This is a genomic window from Xanthomonas citri pv. citri (assembly GCF_000961215.1).
GTDB classification, from domain to species: Bacteria; Pseudomonadota; Gammaproteobacteria; order Xanthomonadales; family Xanthomonadaceae; genus Xanthomonas; species Xanthomonas cissicola.
In genome coordinates, this window is record NZ_CP008998.1 from 1,021,249 (window position 1) to 1,041,027 (window position 19,779).

Genomic DNA, 19,779 nt, shown 5'->3' on the forward strand with positions numbered 1-19,779 from the left:
GTCGGCCTGGCCGGTGCGCACGCGCAGGTCAGCGCACGCGTGCTGGCGCATGCCGGCCGCGATCTGCGCGGCTACAGCGAGCGGCAATGGCAGGAGTTACGCGGCAAGGACATCGGCTTCGTTCTGCAGGACGCACTGGTATCGCTGGACCCGTTGCGCCCGGTCGGCCGCGAGATCGAGGAAGCATTGGCCGCACACGGCTGGGGCGATCGCGCACGCCGTCGCGAACGGGTGCTGGAGCTGCTGCAACAAGCCGGTGTGCCGGAACCGGCCTTGCGCGCACGCCAACGCCCGGACCAGCTTTCCGGCGGATTGCGCCAACGCGCGTTGATCGCCTCGGCGCTGGCCAACGCACCCGGCATTCTGATCGCCGACGAGCCGACCACCGCACTGGACGCCACCGTGCAGGTGCAGGTGCTGGCGGCCTTGCAGGCGATCAAGCGACGCGGTGGGGCATTGCTGGTCATCAGCCATGATCTGGCGCTGGTGGCGCAACTGGCCGACGAGGTGGTGGTACTGCGCCACGGCGAGGTGGTCGAGCAGGGGCCGATCGCGCAGGTGCTGCAGCGGCCGGCTCATGCCTATACGCGTGCGCTGCTCGCGGCAATTCCCGGCGGCCGCGGGCCGCGCGTTGCGACTGCCCTGGCCAGTGCAGAGCCCGCCAACGCACCGACACCGCCGTTGCTGGAGGTGCGCGGCTTGCGCAAGGCCTATCGCGGTCCGGATGGCGAGGCGCGTCTGGCTGTCGATGGGGTCGATCTGGTGTTGCAGGCCGGGCGCACGCTGGGGGTGGTCGGCGAATCCGGTTCCGGCAAAAGCAGCCTGGCACGGCTGATTCTGGGGCTGACCGAGGCGGATGCAGGCGAGGTACGGCTGAACGGCCGGCCCTGGATCGGCAGCGCCGCCGCACGCGTGTCCGAAGCGCAACGTCGGCCGTGGCGGCGTGCGATCAGTGCGGTCTACCAGGATCCGCTGAGTTCGTTCGACCCCCGCTGGACGGTGGCCCGCATTCTCGGCGACGCGCTGGATGCGGTCGGCCTGCCGCGTGCTGCACAGCGCGCCCGGATCGCCGAGCTGCTCGAACTGGTACGGCTCGGTACCGCGCTGGCCGACCGCTTCCCGCTGCAGCTCTCCGGTGGCCAGCGCCAGCGCGTGGCGATCGCGCGCGCCATCGCCACCGAGCCGCGCCTGATCGTGCTGGATGAAGCGGTGTCGGCACTCGACGTATCGGTCCAGGCGCAGGTGCTCGACCTGCTGGCCGATCTGCAGGCACACCTGGGGCTGGCCTACCTCTTCATCTCGCACGACCTCGGCGTGATCCGTCAGGTCAGTCACGACATCCTGGTGATGCGGCACGGACAGGTCCAGGAGGCGGGACCGGCCGAGCAGGTGTTCGCACAGCCGCGTGCGGCCTATACGCGTGCGTTGCTGGCGGCGATGCCGCGTCTGCCAGCGCCAGTCGACGCATTGCGGCAGGCCTGACAGGCGGCCGGCATTGCGTCCGGAGCGGCCCGGGCGACCGGCGCCGTTGCAACGTGCAACGCACAACGCGGCAGCTGCGGCCGCACCCGGCCGATAGGCGGTATCGCCTGCAAGCCGCCCAGCACTCCCGTGCCGGGCAGGCGGCGCGACGGCATAGCGCTCGCCAGAGCGCCGGATCAGCCGCCGGCTGGACCGGTCGATGCCGGTGTCGGAGCGGGCCCGGTCTGCGCTTGGTCGCCACCACGCTGCCGCTGCCGGCGACGCGGTTGCCGCGGGCGCTGCGCGGTTTTCGGCGGATGCGTGATCGGATTTCCCGGCACCTGCACCACCCGTAGTTCGTCGGTATCCAGCTGCAACGCGGTCAGCTTGCCGCCCCAGACCGCACCGGTATCGATCGCATGGACGCCCTGGGTGATCGTCAGGCCCAGCGCGGACCAATGCCCGCAGACGATCTTCAGGTCGCGCTCGACCCGTCCCGGCACTTCGAACCATGGATACAGGCCCTGCGCCTGCGTGCCCGGCGTTCCCTTGTCGTCGGTGGCGATGCGCCCACGCGGAGTGCAATAGCGCATGCGGGTGAACAGATTGATGATGGCGCGGCTACGGTCATAGCCGCTCAGGCCCGGCGACCAGCCGGGCTGATCGCCGTACATATTGCGCAGCAGCTTGCGATAGCCGCCGCCCTGCAGTTGCTGCTCGACCTCGCGTGCATGCTTTTCGGCCATCTGCGTGGTCCACTTCGGCGCCAGCCCGGCGTGGATCATCATCCAGCCCAGTTCGCGGTCCACGTGCGCCAGCTTCTGCATGCGTAGCCAGTCCAGCAGCGCATCGCGATCTTCGGCCATCACGATGCGCAGCAGATCCGGGTTGACCTTGCGCTGCTCTTCTTCCGAGCGCGCGCCGATCGCCAGCAGCGACAGGTCGTGATTGCCCAGCACCACCACGCTGTGCGCGCGCAAGGAATGCACCAGGCGCAGGGTTTCCAGCGACTGCCCGCCGCGGTTGACCAGATCGCCGCAGAACCACAGCGTGTCCTGGGCGGGGTCGAAATTGATCTTCTCCAGCAACCGCTGGGTGATGTCGTAGCACCCTTGCAGATCGCCGATGGCCCAGACACTCATTGCGCGCGCTCCCTCACTCCAGCATCCATCAGTGCAGCGTCCTGGGCACGCTCAGCACGAAGGCGGCGATCGGGGCGATAAATTCGGTGCCATCGTCGGCCACCATGTCGTAGTGGCCTTGCATCTGTCCCTGCTCGGTCTCCAGCAGTACGCCAGAGGTGTAATGGAACGCTTCGCCCGGGCGCAGCCACGGCTGTTCGCCGACCACCCCTTCGCCATCCACCTGCTCGGTGCGTCCGTTGCCATCGGTGATCTGCCAATGGCGCGCGACCAGGCGCGCAGGCACCGCGCCCGCATTCTGGATGCGGATGCTGTAGGCAAAGGCATAGCGGCCTTCGTCCGGGGTGGATTGATGGGCGAGGAAGCGGGGCGATACCTCGACCTCGACCCGGTAGCGCGGATCATCTTGCATGGCGAAAGTCTAAATAAAACGGTGTGGGAACGGCGCTCAAGCCAGCTCGACATTGGCCAGCCGGATGAAATCGGCGACCTCAAGTTGTTCGGCGCGTGCATCCGGGCGCACCTGCGCAGCGTCGAAGTGGGCCGGTTCGCAAATGGCGGACAAGGCATTGCGCAGGGTCTTGCGGCGCTGCCCGAACCCGGCGCGCACCACATCGGCGAAGCGGCGGCGGTCGTTGATCAGCACCGTGGCCGGATCGCGCGGCACCAGCCGCACCACTGCCGAGTCCACCTTCGGCGGCGGCCGGAATGCGCCCGGCGGCACTACGAACAGCGCAGTCACCTCGCAATACGCCTGCAGCATCACGCTCAACCGTCCGTACACCTTGCTGCCGGGGCCGGCGGCCATGCGGTCGACCACTTCCTTTTGCAGCATGAAGTGCATGTCGGCCACGGCAGCGGCATGGTCCAGCGCATGGAACAGGATCGGCGAGGAAATGTTGTAGGGCAGGTTGCCGACCAGGCGGATCGGCGTGCCATCGGCCAGTGCAGTGAAATCCACGCTGAGCACATCGCGGTGGATGATGCGCAATGCGCCGATCGGTGCCGCGGCTTCGGTCAACGGCGCGATCAGGTCGCGATCGAATTCGATGACGGTCAGCGCGCCATGCTTGCGCAGCAACGGAAAGGTGATGGCACCCTGGCCCGGGCCGATCTCGACCAGATGCTGGCCGGCGCGCGGGTCTACCGCCTGCACGATGCGGTCGATGTAATACCGGTCGGCAAGAAAGTGCTGGCCAAGCGACTTCTTGGCCGGTGCGCTGAAAGAAGAATTCATCTGCGCAGTTTAACGGAGGCCGCGCCTGCACGCGGTGTCGTTTGCGCGCGCACCGCGCTTGGCGGATAGGCGGCGTGCATCATGCGGCATGCCCGCAGCGAGCAGGCACGCGTGGTTTTAGCGGCGCGCCGCCAATCGCGCGCACAACGCAGTGGCCGCCATCAGGCTGGAGGGGTCCGCGATTCCGCGGCCGGCCAGTTCCAGCGCGGTCCCGTGATCCACCGCCACGCGCGGGTAGGGCAGGCCCAGGGTGATATTCACCGCCTGCTCGAAGCCGCTGTACTTGAGCACCGGCAGGCCTTGGTCGTGATACATCGCCACCACCGCGTCGAAACCACGCAGTTTCTGCGGCAAGAAGGCGGTATCCGCCGGCAGCGGGCCGATCAGCTGCATGCCCTCGCCGCGCAGTTGCTCCAGCGCCGGAATGACGATATCCAGTTCCTCGCGGCCCAGGTGACCATCTTCGCCGGCATGCGGGTTGAGGCCGAGCACGGCGATGCGCGGGTGCTCCAGGCCGAAGTCGCGCTGCATCGCTGCATGGGTGATGCGCAGACACTGCAGCAGGGCATCGGCCGTGATCGCATCGGCCACCGCACGCAGCGGCAGATGGGTCGTCACCAGCGCGACGCGCACGATGCTGTTGGCCAGCATCATCACCACCGGGCAACCGGCTTGTTCGGCCAGCAGTTCGGTGGTGCCGGTGTAGGCAATGCCGCCGGCGTTGATCGCTGCCTTGTGCACCGGGCCAGTGACGATTCCCTGCAGGCGGCCGGCGAGGCAGTCGGCCGCGGCGCTGCGCAGGCCGGCGATCACCGCTGCGGCATTGGCTGGGTCAGGTGCGCCGAAGCGCGTGGCCACGGCTTGGCGAATGGGATGCAGCGGCAGGTCGCCGGGCGCGCGTGCGGGCTGGTCGGGCTCGAGCAGCCGCACGGGCAACGACAGCGCCGTTGCGGCGCTGTGCAGGGTATCTGGGTCGGCGTAGGCAATCAGATGCGCGTCCGAGCGCGGCTGCTGGGCAAGCCGGACGCAGAGTTCCGGCCCGATTCCGGCCGGCTCGCCTGGCACCAGCGCGAGCGACGGGACCATCATGCGATCCGGGCGCCCGCCCTCAGCGCGTCGGCTTTGCCGGCGGCGGCGAGGGCGCTGCAGGGTCTGGCGATTTGGCTGGAGCGGCAGTGGCGTTGTCATCGGCGCGGTCGCCGGTGCGGTAGCTCACATACGCTTCGCCACGCAGTTCCTGCAGATAGCGGTTGTACTCTTCTTCCAGCTTGCGGCGACCGATGGTTTCGCGCACCTGCGCGCGCTGATTCTCGGCGCTGACGTCGGTCTGGCGGCTGCCGACGCGCTGCACGATGTGCCAGCCCGCCTGGGTACGGAAGGGCTCGGAGACCGCGCCGTCGGTCAAGCTTTCGACCTGCTTGCCGAAGTCCGGGCCGAACGCGTCGGCTGGGAACCAGCCCAGATCGCCACCCTGGCCGCGGCTGTTGGTGTCCTCTGAGGACTCCTTGGCCGTCGCCTGGAAATCGGCGCCACCGACGATGCGTGCGCGAATCGTATCGATCTTGGCCTTGGCCTGCGCCTCGGTCTGGTTGTCGCCGATCCGCACCAGGATGTGGCGTGCGTGGTACTCGGTGACCATCTTCTTTTCGCCGCCGGCATTGGCGTCGCGCATTTCCACCAGCTTGAGCAGCTGGAAGCCGCTCGGGCCGCGCAGCGGTCCGGCCACCTGGCCAGGCTGCATGTCGCGGATCAGCTGCGCGAATGCATTGGGAATTTCATCCAGGCTGCGCCAGCCCAGATCGCCACCTTCCAGCGCATTGGGGCTATCGGAATAACGCACCGCAGCGGCCGAAAAATCCAGCTCGCCCTTGTCGATCAAGGCTTTGACGCCATCGACCTTCTTCTGGCCGGTGGCGATCTGCTCGGCATTTGCGCCTTCCGGCAAGCCGATCAGGATGTGCGCCAGGTGGTACTGGCTACCGGTGGCGGCCTGTTGGGCCAGCGCGGTATCCACCTCGCCTTCGCTCACGCTGATGCGGCTCTGCGCGAAGCTCTGGCGCAGGCGCTGCACGATGATCTCGTCGCGCACCGATGCGCGGAAATCGGCGTAGCCCATGCCGTCGGCCGCCAGCTTCTGGCGCAAGCCATCCACGGTCGTGCCGTTCTGCTGGGCGATGCTGGCGATGGCGCGGTTGAGCTCCTCGTCGCTGACGCGGATACCGTTGCCATCGGCGCGGCTGACCTGCAACTTGACCAGCACCAAGCGCTCAAGGACCTGGCGCTGCAGCACATCGTCTGGCGGCAGCTGGTTTTCGCGACCGGCGTACTGCGACTTGACGTTGCGTACGGCGCGATCGAGCTCGCTCTGCAGCACCACGTCTTCGTCGACGATGGCAGCGATGCGATCCAGCGGCTGGGATTGCTGTGCCGAGGCCAACGGCGAAACCGTGCTGGTGATGGCCAGCAGCGAGGCGAGAACAACAGAGAAAGGCTTGGTCATGGAATCAGGTTCGGATCGTAATCGTCCGGATTGGTCGTGGTGTTGCTGGGCGGGACCAGGTAGAGGTCGTCGCGGTAATAGCCGAGAATAGCACGGCGCAAAGTGCGGTCCGTGTTCTGCCCGAACGAGCTCAAGCCCTTCAGCACGAACTCTATCTGGATCGAGTTGTCCATCTCGCCATCGCGGTTGCGCACGAATCGGCGCACCAGTCCGCGTACCGCCAGGCAGCAGCTGTCCCATTGCACGCCACCGATGATTTCCAGCGGCTTGCGGTCCAGAAGCGAGTAGTAATACCGACCGACCGCGCTCCAGCTGGGGTTGATCGGGTAGAGGAAGGAGAAATCGGCCTGTTTGAGCTGGTCGCTGTTGTCGGTGAGGTTGCGACGGTAGCGATACGCCAGGTTGATGATGCCGTCGTTGTTGAGCAGATAGCGCGTGCGCAGGCTGGCCAGATCTTCCTTGCGCGAGTTCGGGTTCCACTGGTAGGTGGCGCCCATCGACCAGCGGTCGTTGATCATGTAGTTGGCGTCGGCCACCCAGGCCGACTTGCCCTGCTCGACGGTCTGCTCGCTGCCGGCCGCCGAGTTGTTGCTGTTGTTGATGGTCACCAGCGAGTCGCTGAAGTACAGGATTTGGCCCGCGCTCAGCGAGAGCTTTTCGCGGCCATCGTCCTGGCGCAGCCAACGCGAGGTCACCGCCAGGGTCAGCTGGTTGGCATCGTTCTGGCGGTCGGCACCGGTGTAGCGGGTGTCGCGGAACAGCTGGCCGTAGCTGAAGGTGAACGGACGGGTGTCGAACACCGGCAGATCGTCCTGGTCGCGGTATGGCACGTACAGGTAGTACATGCGCGGCTCCAACGTATTGAGATAGTTGGTGCCGAACAGCGAGGTTTCGCGATCGAAATACAGGCCGGCGTCCAGCGAGGCGATCGGCAGGCTGCGCGACGGGGTGCGATTGCCGGTCAGCGGTGCGGTGTTGGCAAGCGTGGAATCCAGTTGGTACGCGGTGTAGCGCCATGCCACGGTGGGCGTCAAGAACCACGCTGCGCCCGACAGCGGCATCGAGATATACGGCTTGACGTCCAGGCGCGCGCCGCTGCCATATTCCTTGTTGCGGATATTGGTACGGACGTACTCGTCGTTATCGTCGCGGTTGTTTGTTTCGCCTGGAGCGCTGGGGCTCGGAGGCTGGACGAAGTAGGAGTCGTCATGGGTGAAACGCACGGCTTCGGCGTAGACGCCCGCCTCGAAAATGCCAAACGGCTTTTCCCAGGTGAAATACGCGCGCGGCTGCCGGTTATAGGGCAGGGCCTGCTCGTCCAGCGTGTAGTCGGTGAGCTGCCAACGGTCGGCCATCAGGCCTGCGGTCCAGGTTTCGCCGGTGCCGTAGATGCCCACGGTGCTCTGCAGACTGGAAGCCGAGCCCATGCCGTTCAGACGGCTGGTGAAATCTTCGACGTAGCGCGTGTCGCTGACCCAGGAGATGCTGCTGCGCGCCTGCCAGTGGGTGTTGACGTTGTGGTAGCCGCTGTAGAACACGCTGCCGCGGTCCTTGTCGCGCAACTTGTCGTTGGGCAGGTAATTGCCGGTGACTTCGCCGCGACCGCCTTCGTACAGGTAACGGAATTCGGTGCCGAACATGAAACCGCGCTTGCTCATGTAGCGCGGCAGCAACGTGGCGTCGTAGTTCGGCGCCAGGTTCAGATAGATCGGCTGCAGGTAATCGAAGCCGTTACGACCGGACAAACCGAATTGCGGAAACAGCAGGCCGGTCTGGCGGCGGTCGTCGATGGGGAACTTGAACCACGGGAAGTACAGCACCGGCACCTTGCCGATCTGCAGCACCGCGTTGCGTGCAGTGCCGAAACCTTCCTCGTTGTCGACGTCGATCTCCGGCGCGCGAACGCGCCAGATCGGCTGCGAGGGGTCGCAGGTGGTGTACGTGGATCGATGCATTTGCCCGACCTGGCCCTGCAGGTCCACCGATTCGGCGTCGCCATTGCCGCGGCGCTCCACCAACTGGTACTGGATGTTGGTGACCTTGTGGGTGTCGGTATCCTGATTGCCTTCGGCGCGGTCGGCGACCATGCGGAAAGAGGTGTCCTGGTAGCGGACATTGCCTTCGGCGATGTAGTTGCCCGTTTCGGTGTCCATGCGCAGGTTGTCGGCACCCAGGAACTGGTCGCCGCGCTTCAACGCAACATTGCCTTGGTATTGCGGGGTGGTGCTGGTGCCGGAGAGCTGGTCGCCTTCGATGTCGGTCGGCAACTGCTGGCGCATTTCGGCCGCCTTGGGGTCGGCGGCAGGGGCGCCGTCGAAGCCGGGTAGCGGGTCTACGGCCGGGCACAGTCCCCAGTTCAACGGCTTGTCGGCAGCCATGGCCGGGAGGCAGATGGCGATGCTCAAAGGCAGGGGCAGCAGGCGGAGAGCTCGGCGCACGCGTGGGTTCAACCAATAAAATGGCGACTAGCTTGCCGCATACCCCGCATAGGGGCAATGAAGAGCGCCGGCGCCGGGTGGGCGAGGTTCATCGCCACCGGTGGCGCGACCGGCGCCCCGGCCGGGGTTCAGCGCAGCGCTGCCACGTGCGCCACGCTGCTTTCGCGCAGCGCCTGCAGGTCGTAGCCGCCCTCCAGCATCGAGACCACGCGGCCGCGTGCATGGCGGTCGGCCAGGGTGCGCAGCGCGCCGGTGAGCCAGGCGAAATCGTCGTCGTCCAGCATCAGGTCGGCCAGTGGGTCGGATGCCAACACTTAAATTCATTGCTGTACATACAACGCCTCTATGGTTTCAAGGCGTTGTATGAGTCTATCTCAGTCTCGTTTATCCTATCTCAGTGACCAAAGAACGCCATTTCTGCCGCTAACTCTAAATAAAACAGCAAGTGCCCCATTAGTGCTTAACGACAAGTACGGATCTGTTCCCTGTGTGCCAGTGGACCAAACGGGACTACCTGCAGAATTATATATTACAAAATTCCCGTCGCCTTGCATGACTGCATTCTCTCCTGATCCTGCTGTCCCAGATTGCCATTTAAGAGAGCCGCCAGCATAAAGCTCTAGATTCCCTGAAGCAGTGAAATCAAGTCGTGCAGATCCGTTGGATGTCTGAAAGCTGCTACCTTTAGTAAAAACTGTTCCAGGAGGAAAAGCTATTCCATCTAGCCCGTTTGGAAATTCGCCAGTGGCTCTCCAGGCCGGGCCGAAACCATAGACCACCAAATTTCCATCATCTTGAACTGCAAAGTAAGCGTCCTGAACCATCCCTACAACCGAGGACGGAGCGCATGTTCTGAACAGAGATCCGCCAGATGCGCCATTTTTTTGCAGGCCAGCGCACCTTGATGGCCTTGTTCCGGTTGCGCCCGTAGGTAAAAAGCTAAAGGAGTCTCCTTGAGATACTTGGCCGCTACTTGCCACCCATGTCTGCCTATTATCTGAGTTTCTATAGAGCCTTAATGAGCCATCAGCAAGAAATTTGAGTGAATATGCGCCATTGGGCGACGTCAGGGTTTCTTCTGGGACTAGTCGATTCCCTTGGTTGAGCTGGCCCGGGAAGTTTGCGCGCAGCATTTGGGCATTGACTTGCCCACATGCAATCGTAGCTGCTAGACCCAATACAATATTCAACTTTCTCACTTTTTATCCTTTAAAAGTAAATTGAGAGTGGTTTACTGCAAGAGAACTCTAACATGAGCAATTGAGCATTCTGCAAGCGCCTGCAGGTCGTAGCCGCCCTCCAGCATCGAGACCACGCGGCCGCGTGCATGGCGGTCGGCCAGGGTGCGCAGCGCGCCGGTGAGCCAGGCGAAATCGTCGTCGTCCAGCATCAGGTCGGCCAGTGGGTCGCGCAGATGCGCATCGAAGCCGGCGGAGATCAGGATCAACTGCGGGCGGAAGGCATCGACGAGCGGCAGCATCTCGTCTTCCCAGACATTGCGGAAGCGCAGTCCATCGCTGCCCGGTGGCAGCAGCAGGTTGTGGATATTGCCGACGCCGCGCTCGTAGACGCTGCCCGAATGCGGATACAGCCCGGACTGGTGGGTGCTCAGGTACTGCACGGCGGGGTCGCGTTCGAAGATCGCCTGGGTGCCGTTACCGTGATGGACGTCGAAATCCACGATGGTGATGCGCTCCAGCCCATGCCGGTCGCGCGCATGGGCGGCGGCCACGGCGATGTTGTTGAACAGGCAAAATCCCATCGACACCTGTGCGGTGGCGTGGTGACCGGGCGGACGCACGGCGCAGAAGGCGGTGCGGGTCTGGTCCTGCATCACCGCATCGACGGCGGCGATACCGGCGCCGGCGGCGCGCAAGGCGGCCGCGCGCGAGGCCGGCACCATGCGCGTATCCACGTCCAGCTGACGATAGCCGTCGAAGGCGGTTTCCAGTACCGCATCCACCTGCTCGCGCTCGTGCACGCGGCACAGGTCGCCCAGCTTGGCCAACGGCGCTTCGCGCCAGTCCAGATCCGGGAATGCGCCGCGCAGGGCCTGGACCACCGCTTCCAGGCGGGCGGGGCTTTCCGGGTGCTCAGGGCCGGCGTCGTGACCGAGGCAGGCGGGATGGGTAAAGACCAACATGGGGCAACTCTAGCCTCTGCGCCGACCCGGGCGCATGCTCAACCGCGTCGGCGGTCGTGCCGCCACAGGACTTCCTGCCGACCATCGGCACGCGCCAGCACGCGCGCCAGCACGAACAGCAGGTCGGACAAGCGGTTGAGGTAGCCGATCGCCTCGCTGCGCACCGCTTCCTGGCGCGACAGCGCAACGGTCTCGCGCTCGGCCCGGCGCACGATGGTGCGGGCCAGATGGCAGCGCGCGGCGGCCTCGCCACCGGCCGGCAGGATGAATTCCTGCAGTGCGGGCAGCGTCTGGTTGAAGGCGTCCAGCTGCGTCTCCAGCGCCTGGATGTCGGTCGCGTCGATGGCCGCGTGGCCGGGGATGCAGAGCTCGCCGCCCAAGTCGAACAACTGATGCTGCACGGTGGTCAGCAGTGCGGCGATCGGCTCCGGCACGCCGGGTGCGGCCAGCAGCACGCCGATCGCCGAATTGGCTTCGTCCACGGTGCCGTAGGCGTTGACGCGCAACGCATCCTTGCCGGTCCGGCTGCCGTCGCCCAGGCCGGTGCTGCCGTCGTCGCCGGTCCGCGTATAGATACGAGAGAGACGGTTGCCCATGGCTTAGCCGGCGTAGGGCTGGCGACGCGGTGCGGACAGACGCTCGGCAGCCACCTGGATCACCGCGGCTGCCGCCACGTACAGCGCGGCACTGCGCAGATATGGCCCCAGCCAGTCGGTGTAATTCTTGAACCAGCCGGCCACGGTCGGGTCGGCCACGCTGGCGCTGATCCAGTAGAAACTGCCCTGGGCGATCAGCTGGCACAGCGCCACGGCGATCAGCAGGGCCGGCACCAGCCGCGCCAGCGCGCTCCACTGTGCGCCATGGTAGTGCCGGCGCAGCCATACGCCGCCGGCCCACAGCGCGAAGTACGCCGGGACCAGGCACCAGTACGCCGGCGACACGCAGTAGTGCTGCCAGAAGCTCAGGCCCTGGCCGGTGATCACCAGCCAGTCCACCGCCACGGCCAGCAGCATCAGCAGTGGAAATGCCAGCTTGGTGCGCGCAGCCAGATGAAATCCGCCGATGAAGAACACCGCCCAGGACGCATCCGGAACCGGCGCGAAGTGATTGATCCGCGTGGCCGCCATCAACACGGCGAGCAGACTCAGAATCAGGGTGTCGTGCGAACGAGAAGTCATGCGCGAAGCGGGCCGGATTACAGGCCCTGGAGTGTAGCGTGGAAGTGGTGCTGCCCGCGGCTTGGGTCACGGCAGCTGCAGAACGACTGCGCAGTGCCAAGCGGGCGTGGCCGGCGCCCGGAATCGGCCTGCACCACGCCTGCATCGCCGTTTCTGGGTGCGCCGTCAACGCCCGCCTGGCGACTGCTCGCCAGGTCTTGCCAGCGGCTGCATGCGTTCGGGGAAGGCGTGAAGCCCTGCAGTGCGCGCAAGCCATGCAAGGTGCAGGCGGCAGCGGGCGCGGCAAGATGTCCCGCCCTCCGGCGGCAACGCGCAGGGGGCGAAGGCTTATCATGTGGGAATGACACATCCCCATGACGTTCTGATCGTTGGCGGCGGCCTGGTCGGCTCCAGCCTCGCGATTGCGCTGGACCGCCTCGGCCTGGATGTCGGGCTGGTGGAGGCCACTCCGGCCGGTGCGCCGCCGGCAGTGTTTGATCAACGCAACCTCAGTTTCGCCGCGGCCACCGTGAACGCGCTGGGTGCGCTCGGGGTGATGGCCAAGCTGCGCAGCCCGCCCGGGCCGATCCGGCGCATCCATGTCAGCCGCGCCGGGGACTTCGGCCGCGTGCAACTGGACGCGGCCGATTATGGCCGCGACGCCTTCGGCCAGGTGGTGGTGGCACGCGACTTCGGCGATGCCTTGCAAACGCGTCTGGACGAACTGACCCATCTGCGCCGTTACCGGCCTGCGCGGTGCATCGGCATAGAGCCGGTGCAGGACGATCTGCGCGCGGTGCGCCTGGCCACCGATGCGGGCGAGCAACGTGTGCAGGCCAAACTGGTGGTCGGCGCCGACGGCAGCCATAGCGCGGTGCGCGAGCTGCTGCATATCGGTACCGATGCCCACGATTTCCTGCAGACCCTGTTCGTGGCGCGCGTGCGTGCGTCACGACCGCCCGATGGCACGGCCTGGGAGCGTTTTGGCGAGCATGGGCCAACCGCGCTGTTGCCGCGCGGCGACCGCCATTACGGCGCGATCCATTGCGTGGCGCGCGCCGAGTCCGAAGCCGTGGCTGCGCTCGACGACGCCGGCTGGCTGGCCCGCCTGCAGCGAGCAGCCGGCTGGCGTGCCGGGCGCTTGGTCGCCAGCGGCGAGCGCAGTGCCTATCCGCTGGTGCAGGTGCTGGCCAACAGCCTCATCGCCGAACGCGTGGTGCTGCTGGGCAATGCGGCGCAGACGCTGCATCCGATCGGCGCACAGGGTTTCAACCTGGGGTTGCGCGATGCGCTGACGCTGGCCGAATTGATCGAGCACGATCGCAGCGATGCCGGTGCCGGTGCGTTGCTGGCCGAGTATCTGGCGCGGCGGCGGGTGGACCGCGAGCACACCATCGGGTTTTCCAGCGGTCTGGCGCGGCTCACCGGCAACCCGGCGCCGTTGCTGCGGCCGTTGCGTAGCCTGGGCTTGTTTGCGACCTCGCAGGCGGCCCCGCTGCAATCGATGCTGGTGGGCGGTGCCATGGGCTTCCGTGGCGATGTGCCGCAACTGTGCCGGAGCAGCGCATGAGCCGGCGCAGCACGCGCGAGGCCGTGATCGTCGGCGGCGGCGTTGTCGGCGCGGCCTGCGCGCTGGCGTTGAACGATGCCGGGCTGAGCGTTGCCCTGGTCGAAGGGCGCGAGCCTGCACGCTGGCACGCCGATCAACCCGATCTGCGCGTCTATGCCTTCGCCGCCGACAACGCCGCGTTGCTCGACAGCCTGGGCGTGTGGAATGCGGTGCGTGCCGCCCGCGTGCAGCCTTACCGGCGCATGCGGGTCTGGGATGCTGGCGGAGGCGGAGAGCTGGGCTTCGATGCCGACACGCTGGGACGCGAGCAACTGGGCTGGATCATCGAAAACGACGTGCTGGTGGACCGCTTGTGGGCCGCCGTGCATGCGGCCGGCATCCAAGTGCATTGCCCGGCACGCGTGGTCGAGCTGGAGCAGGACGCTGCCAGCGTGCGCCTGCGCCTGGACGATGGCAGCCGGCTGGAAGCGGCAATGGCCATTGCCGCCGATGGTGCAGCATCCACCCTGCGCGAACTCGCCGGGCTGCCGGTCTCCCGGCATGCCTACGCACAGCGCGGCGTGGTCGCCTTCGTGGAAACCGAACACCCGCATCAGGCCACCGCCTGGCAGCGCTTCCTGACGACCGGGCCGCTGGCCTTCCTGCCGTTCGCCGATGGCCGCAGTTCGATCGTGTGGACCTTGCCGGATGCCGACGCCGAGCGCGTGCTGGCGCTGGACGATGCCGATTTCTCGCGGGAGTTGACCCAGGCCTTCGCGGCGCGCCTGGGCGAGGTACGCGTGGTGTCGGCACGCACCGCCTTCCCGCTGCAACGGCAATTGGTGCAGCAGTACGTCAGCGGCCGCGTGCTGACCCTGGGCGATGCCGCGCATGTGGTGCATCCGCTGGCCGGGCAGGGCGTCAACCTGGGCCTGCGCGATGTGGCGGCGTTGCGGCAGAGCGTGCGCGAGGCGATGGCCAAACGTGCCGATTGGGCCGCGCCGCATCGCCTGCAACGCTGGGCACGTACCCGGCGCAGCGAGAACACCGTTGCCGCCTACGGCTTCGATGCGATCAATACGGTGTTTTCCAACGACGAAATGCACCTGACGTTGTTGCGCGGATCGGTATTGGGCCTGGCCGGCAAGTTGCCGCCGTTGGTCGATGTGCTGTGGAAGCGCGCCTCCGGCGGCGCGTGAGCCAATCGCGCCAGCCGCCGCAATCGGCGTCGGCGGCTGCCTGTCATGCCTTGATATGCCTTTGATGCTATAGCGAAGGCAGCAGGTTCCATACGACGTGCGTGGCTGCCGTGGCTACAGTCGCGCCATGACCTCGTCTGCGCCTCCTTCGTCCAAGCCGGCAGTGCTGCTGTTGTGCGGCCTGCTGTGCGACGCCGCCATCTGGCAACCGCAGCGCGTCGCGCTGCGCGATCTGGCCGACGTGCAGGTGATGGATTTCGCCGGCTTCGACAGCATCACGCAGATGGCCGCGCATGTATTGGCCGTCGCGCCGCCGCACTTTGCGCTGGCGGGACATTCGATGGGCGGACGGGTCGCGCTGGACATCATGCGCCAGGCGCCCGCGCGCGTGCTGCGGCTGGCCCTGCTGGATACAGGCATCGCGCCGCGCCGCGCCGGCGAACGCGAAGAACGACTTGCGTTGGTGCGACTGGCGCACGCCCAGGGGATGCAGGCGCTGGCGCAGCGCTGGCTGCCGCCGATGCTGCACCCCGATCACAGCGCCGACAGCGAGTTGATGGATGGCTTGATGGCCATGGTGCAGCGGCACAGTGCGCAGAGTTTTGCTGGGCAGACCAACGCCTTGCTGGAACGCCCCGATGCGGGGCCGGTGCTCGCGCACATCACGTGTCCTACGTTGTTGGGAGTCGGGCGACAAGACGCGTGGAGCCCGTTGGCGCGGCATCAGGACATGGCACGACACATTCCGCAGGCGCGGCTGGCGATCTTCGAGCACTGCGGGCACATGGCGCCGGTCGAAGCACCTGCCGCCGTCAGCGACGCGCTGCGCGACTGGTTGCAGGCCGCGTGATGGCGCGTCGGCCGAACGCGTGGCACGACGTGACGACTGCTGCCCAAACACGTCGTTCGTCGGGTATCGAGATTGCGTTGGTCACGTCTTGAGGAGCGCTGCATGCACGAAGACGCCTCGATCATCATCGCCTGCGAGCAAGCGATCCGCCGGTTCGCGCTGTACAACGATCGCCATGATCATGCCGGCCTCGCCGCGTTGTTCACCGACGATGGTGTGTTCGCGCGCCCCAGTGCACCGGATGCGCCCGTGCATGGGCGCGAGGCCATCTTGCAGTCGTTTCGCGAGCGTGCGCCGCGCACGACGTGCCACCTGATGCTCGATACCTTGGTCAGCGTCCAGTCGCACACGCTGGCGCACGCGCACAGCCACGTACTGCTTTACACCGCTGGTGATACCGCCGCAGCGCCGCCGTGGACGGCGCAATCGCCGGCATTGCTGGGCAGCTTCGAGGATGTGCTGGTGCTCGAGCAGGGGCGCTGGTTGTTCCAGCGACGGCTCGGGTCGCTGCTGCTGCGGATCGGCACCGGCTGAGTCAGCGCATCCGGGCTGCAGACGACACCCTTACCCATCGCTGTCCTGATGGCGCACGCCGCGCGTCGCCCTCTTGCGGTCCCGTTTTCTCCCCCCTCCACGTCGCGTCGCATCGCAGTCCTCCATTCCCTTTGCATCGGAGATTCGCCTAGTGGAACGCGTCCGTTCGTCTGCTCGTTGTGGTTCGGTGTTGTCGCGTGCGCTGTCGCCTCGTCAACCTGCATTGATCATCGCTGCCTTGCTGGCCGCAGCGTCGCCAGCAGCGTGGGCGCAGGCTGTGCCGGAAACCGCGGCGCCACCCCAAGGCATCAATTTGGGGGGCACCAGTTTTCTAGATGGCTTCGGCTCCATGAAGCCTGGATGGACGGCCATCGAGTATCTGCGGTACTACGATTTCGATGCGATCAAAAATGCCAGCGGCGACAATTCGCCGGCGTTCCGCGACCCCAAGGTTGGGGTCAGCGTCGCGTTGACTCAGCTCATCTACGTCACGCCATACACCTGGAACGGCGGTTCGTTGAGCTTCAATGCGATCGTGCCGCTGGTCAATTACGACACCTCCGTCGCTGCCGATAGCCCGGTGCGCTTGAGCAGCAATGGCTTGGGTATGGGCGATATCTCGTTCGGGCCGGCGCTGCAGATGCCGCCAGTGATGCGCGATGGGCGGGTGTTCTTCTTCCAGCGATTTGCCATCGACGCCTTCGCGCCCGTGGGCAAGTTCGATCGCGATATCGCCATCAACCAGAGTACCGGTTTCTGGTCGGTCGCACCGCATTGGGCCTTCACCGTGCAACCCAGCGACAATTGGGAAATCAGCGGGCGGCTGAATTATCTCTACAACTTCCGCACCAGCCGCGCCGGTGGCGTGACGCCGATTCCCGGGTTCCGTTTTCGCAATGGCCAGGCCGGCGATGTGCTCTGGGCAAACTTCGCCAGCTCGGTCGAGGTTACCGAACAATTGCGTCTGGGCATCAATGGGTATTACCTGCAGCAGTTGAAGAACAACCGCACCAACGACCAGAGCATCCCCGACAGCAAGCGCAGGCAGTTCTATGTTGGCCCTGGGTTGTCCTGGCGGTTCGACGAAAAGAACCTTCTCAACTTCAATGTTTACCTCCCTATCGAGGTCGAGAACTCGGTGGCAGGCAATAGCTATAACCTGATGATTGTGCACTCGCTGTAACGCGCGCCGGTCACCCACATTGCCGGCGCATGCCGGCGTGTGGGTTGGAGCTGGTGCAATGTGCCGAGTGGATCGGCTTGCGCTGTTTGCGCTGTGCACTCCACGTCATCCATCAATATGCGGCACAGCGCGTGCAATGGGTCAACCGCCGCAACACGTGCGTTTCAGATTCCCATGCTGTGCCGTTGCGTGTTGGCGTGTTCGCGGAACAGTAATTCCGCGCGTGCGCCATCGCGTTGTTCGATGGCCGAAACGATCGCGCCGTGTTGCCTGTGTCCGTAAAACAGATCGTCGTAGGCAAGCGCGGCAGTGCGTTGGCCGAACACGACGTTGACCGGGCTGACGAACGGCACCAATGTGCAGCGTTCCACGGTTTCGGTCAGGATCGGCTTGTTGGCCGCCTCCACGATGGCGCGGTGGAAACGGGCGTTCATTGCGCCATACGCCTGCTCATCGTCGGCGCAGAGGTTGCGGCTGGCCAGGATGCGGTCGCCTTCGCCCAGACAGGCATGCAACGTGGCGAGCAGCTCGGCCGGGGCGCCCTGTTCGGCGACGGTGCGTGCGGCCATGCCTTCCATCATTGCGCGCACCGCCAGGGCATCCAGGCTTTCCTGCTGGCTGAAGCGCCGCACGGCGTAACCACGGCTGCCCGCCTGCACCAGCAGGCCTTCCTGGCATAACGCCGGCAGGGCCTGACGGATCGGCGTGCGCGAAATCGCCAGGCGCTCGGCCAGTGCCGCCTCGGTGACGCGCTCGCCGGGCGCGAAGGTGCCGCACAGGATCAATTCGCGTAGCTGCTGAATCGCTTGCAATCGGTGGTTGTTCGCCATTGGCTCCATTCTCTCGCGCCATACCGCAGCGCACGTTCCTTCGACAGGGAAAACTCTCACTTACAGGTATAAAGACCTTGCGGATGAGATCGCTTGATGGCAATTTGGATCCCAAGGATACCGTTTTGGCGATCCGGCGTCGTTGGTCGCCCTTTGTTGGGATCCATTGCGTTGCAGATCCCGAATCACCCACTGACGCGCGCCTGCCCTGATCGGGGCCCGGCCCGCGTCGCAGGAGCGCAACATGGCAAGCATCATCGGCGGTATCGGGACCTCGCACGTTCCCACCATCGGGGTGGCCTACGACAAGGGCAAGCAGCAGGACCCGGTGTGGAAGCCGTTGTTCGACGGCTACACGCCAGTGGCCGCGTGGCTGGCCGCGCAACAGGCCGACGTGCTGGTGTTCTTCTACAACGACCACTGCACGACGTTCTTCTTCGATCTGTATCCCACCTTCGCGCTGGGCGTGGGCGAGCGCTTTCCGGTTGCCGACGAGGGCGCGGGCCTGCGCAACCTGCCGCCGATCCGCGGCGACGTGCAGTTGCAGGCGCATATCGCCGAATGCCTGGTCAATGACGAATTCGACCTGACCGTGTTCCAGGACAAGCCGATCGACCATGGCTGCGCGGCGCCGCTGCCGCTGCTATGGCCGCATGTGCCGGACTGGCCGGGCACGGTGGTGCCGATCGCCATCAACGTGCTGCAGTATCCGCTGCCGACCGCGCGGCGCTGCTATCGCCTGGGCCAGGCGGTACGCCGCGCGATCGAATCGTATCCGGAAGATCTTCGGGTGGTGGTGGTAGGCACCGGTGGGCTATCGCACCAGATCCATGGCGAACGCACCGGGTTCAACAACACCGAATGGGACATGGAATTTCTGGACCGTTTCCAGCATGCGCCCGAGACCCTCACGCATCTCACCCACACCGATTACGTTCGCCTGGGCGGTGCGGAGAGCGTGGAGCAGATCATGTGGCTGGCGATGCGCGGCGCGCTGGATGGGCCGATCCGCAAGCTGCATCAGAACTACTACCTGATGACCACCACTGCGATGACCGTGGTGCTGTACGAGCCGGGCGAAGAAGCAGCCGGCGCGCCGCGTTCGGCCGAACTGCTTGCGCGCACTGCCGCCGCGGCCTGAGGAGGTGCTGATGAATCCGCAAACCCATGGCATGGAGCAGATCGGCGGCACGTACCTGTTCGATCTGCGCACCAGCAATCGCGCGCTGCGCCTGAACCGCTTTTTCTGGCACATGATCCGCGCCCCGTGGCGCGATCGTTTCTTGCAGGATGCAGAAGTATTGATGCAGGAAGCCGACCTCACCGAGCAGGAGAAGGCGCTGATCCGTGCGCGCGACTGGCTTGGCCTGGTGCAGTACGGCGCCAACTTCTTCGTCATCGAAAAATTCGCGCGCGTGGTGCGCATGACCAATCTGCAGGTCTACGCAATCATGCGCGGCGAATCGTTCGAAGACTTCATGCAGACGCGGCGTGTGCCCCATGCGCGCTGAGCTATGCGTACTGGCTGTGCGCCGCATCGCCGCATCACCCGACTT

The 19,779-nt window shown here is 65.6% G+C and carries 19 protein-coding genes, 1 other RNA gene and 1 pseudogene; 9 read left to right on the forward strand and 12 right to left on the reverse strand.

The window, feature by feature from the left end:
• The first annotated feature begins 6 nt into the window (after nt 1-6).
• A complete protein-coding gene (locus AMD14_RS04890; protein ID WP_230598903.1) occupies nt 7-1,482 on the forward strand; it encodes an ATP-binding cassette domain-containing protein in 1,476 nt (491 codons plus the stop codon).
• Nucleotides 1,483-1,658: 176 nt separating this feature from the next.
• On the opposite strand, the gene AMD14_RS04895 is transcribed toward AMD14_RS04890, so the two are convergent.
• The 11 genes and pseudogenes from AMD14_RS04895 to AMD14_RS04940 all read right to left on the reverse strand — a co-directional run bounded on the left by AMD14_RS04895 (nt 1,659) and on the right by AMD14_RS04940 (nt 12,099).
• On the reverse strand, nt 1,659-2,603 hold the full coding sequence (locus AMD14_RS04895) for a symmetrical bis(5'-nucleosyl)-tetraphosphatase (RefSeq protein WP_003487447.1): 945 nt from the start codon (nt 2,601-2,603) through the stop codon (nt 1,659-1,661).
• Nucleotides 2,604-2,631: 28 nt separating this feature from the next.
• Complete coding sequence (gene apaG / locus AMD14_RS04900) at nt 2,632-3,015, reverse strand: Co2+/Mg2+ efflux facilitator ApaG/CorD (RefSeq protein ID WP_003487449.1); 384 nt, start codon at nt 3,013-3,015, stop codon at nt 2,632-2,634.
• A 36-nt stretch (nt 3,016-3,051) separates the two neighbouring features.
• Nucleotides 3,052-3,840, reverse strand: coding sequence for a 16S rRNA (adenine(1518)-N(6)/adenine(1519)-N(6))-dimethyltransferase RsmA (rsmA, locus tag AMD14_RS04905; protein WP_003487450.1), 789 nt, complete (start codon nt 3,838-3,840; stop codon nt 3,052-3,054).
• A gap of 117 nt (nt 3,841-3,957) precedes the next feature.
• On the reverse strand, nt 3,958-4,929 hold the full coding sequence (pdxA, locus tag AMD14_RS04910; RefSeq protein ID WP_011050582.1) for a 4-hydroxythreonine-4-phosphate dehydrogenase PdxA: 972 nt from the start codon (nt 4,927-4,929) through the stop codon (nt 3,958-3,960).
• A gap of 19 nt (nt 4,930-4,948) precedes the next feature.
• Complete coding sequence (locus tag AMD14_RS04915; protein WP_003487453.1) at nt 4,949-6,340, reverse strand: peptidylprolyl isomerase; 1,392 nt, start codon at nt 6,338-6,340, stop codon at nt 4,949-4,951.
• A complete protein-coding gene (gene lptD, locus AMD14_RS04920; RefSeq protein WP_005910647.1) occupies nt 6,337-8,778 on the reverse strand; it encodes an LPS-assembly protein LptD in 2,442 nt (813 codons plus the stop codon). Before lptD ends, AMD14_RS04915 begins: the two co-directional genes overlap by 4 nt.
• Before the next feature lie 128 nt (nt 8,779-8,906).
• Nucleotides 8,907-9,080: pseudogene (locus AMD14_RS04925) on the reverse strand (histone deacetylase family protein); the annotation flags it as partial.
• Between the two features lie 87 nt (nt 9,081-9,167).
• A complete protein-coding gene (locus tag AMD14_RS22835; protein ID WP_005918793.1) occupies nt 9,168-9,977 on the reverse strand; it encodes a hypothetical protein in 810 nt (269 codons plus the stop codon).
• Between the two features lie 32 nt (nt 9,978-10,009).
• Nucleotides 10,010-10,921, reverse strand: coding sequence for a histone deacetylase family protein (locus AMD14_RS04930; RefSeq protein WP_011050585.1), 912 nt, complete (start codon nt 10,919-10,921; stop codon nt 10,010-10,012).
• Between the two features lie 38 nt (nt 10,922-10,959).
• Nucleotides 10,960-11,517, reverse strand: a complete 558-nt coding sequence (locus AMD14_RS04935; RefSeq protein WP_005921106.1) for a cob(I)yrinic acid a,c-diamide adenosyltransferase — start codon at nt 11,515-11,517, stop codon at nt 10,960-10,962.
• A gap of 3 nt (nt 11,518-11,520) precedes the next feature.
• Entirely contained in the window at nt 11,521-12,099 is a 579-nt protein-coding gene (locus AMD14_RS04940; RefSeq protein ID WP_011050586.1) for a hypothetical protein, read from the reverse strand.
• A 128-nt stretch (nt 12,100-12,227) separates the two neighbouring features.
• Here AMD14_RS04940 and AMD14_RS22840 point away from each other — a divergent pair.
• The 6 genes from AMD14_RS22840 to AMD14_RS04965 all read left to right on the forward strand — a co-directional run bounded on the left by AMD14_RS22840 (nt 12,228) and on the right by AMD14_RS04965 (nt 17,393).
• Nucleotides 12,228-12,305, forward strand: a non-coding RNA gene (locus AMD14_RS22840) — sX9 sRNA.
• A gap of 134 nt (nt 12,306-12,439) precedes the next feature.
• Nucleotides 12,440-13,648, forward strand: coding sequence for a 2-octaprenyl-6-methoxyphenyl hydroxylase (gene ubiH / locus AMD14_RS04945; protein ID WP_003487462.1), 1,209 nt, complete (start codon nt 12,440-12,442; stop codon nt 13,646-13,648).
• Nucleotides 13,645-14,826 (forward strand): UbiH/UbiF family hydroxylase, encoded by a 1,182-nt coding sequence (locus AMD14_RS04950; protein WP_003487463.1) that lies wholly within the window; start codon nt 13,645-13,647, stop codon nt 14,824-14,826. The genes ubiH and AMD14_RS04950 overlap by 4 nt, the downstream gene beginning before the upstream one ends.
• 127 nt (nt 14,827-14,953) lie before the next feature.
• Complete coding sequence (locus AMD14_RS04955; RefSeq protein WP_003487465.1) at nt 14,954-15,676, forward strand: alpha/beta fold hydrolase; 723 nt, start codon at nt 14,954-14,956, stop codon at nt 15,674-15,676.
• A 102-nt stretch (nt 15,677-15,778) separates the two neighbouring features.
• A complete protein-coding gene (locus AMD14_RS04960; protein WP_011050589.1) occupies nt 15,779-16,210 on the forward strand; it encodes a nuclear transport factor 2 family protein in 432 nt (143 codons plus the stop codon).
• Nucleotides 16,211-16,361: 151 nt separating this feature from the next.
• A complete protein-coding gene (locus AMD14_RS04965) occupies nt 16,362-17,393 on the forward strand; it encodes a SphA family protein (RefSeq protein WP_015462895.1) in 1,032 nt (343 codons plus the stop codon).
• 164 nt (nt 17,394-17,557) lie between these two features.
• Here the strand turns inward: AMD14_RS04965 and AMD14_RS04970 are convergent, their stop codons facing one another.
• Nucleotides 17,558-18,232 (reverse strand): GntR family transcriptional regulator, encoded by a 675-nt coding sequence (locus tag AMD14_RS04970; protein ID WP_005921114.1) that lies wholly within the window; start codon nt 18,230-18,232, stop codon nt 17,558-17,560.
• Between the two features lie 235 nt (nt 18,233-18,467).
• On the opposite strand from AMD14_RS04970, the gene AMD14_RS04975 reads away from it, so the two are divergent.
• On the forward strand, nt 18,468-19,364 hold the full coding sequence (locus AMD14_RS04975) for a gallate dioxygenase (protein WP_005925849.1): 897 nt from the start codon (nt 18,468-18,470) through the stop codon (nt 19,362-19,364).
• Between the two features lie 10 nt (nt 19,365-19,374).
• On the forward strand, nt 19,375-19,734 hold the full coding sequence (locus AMD14_RS04980) for a protocatechuate 3,4-dioxygenase subunit alpha (protein WP_003487477.1): 360 nt from the start codon (nt 19,375-19,377) through the stop codon (nt 19,732-19,734).
• Nucleotides 19,735-19,779: the final 45 nt, after the last annotated feature.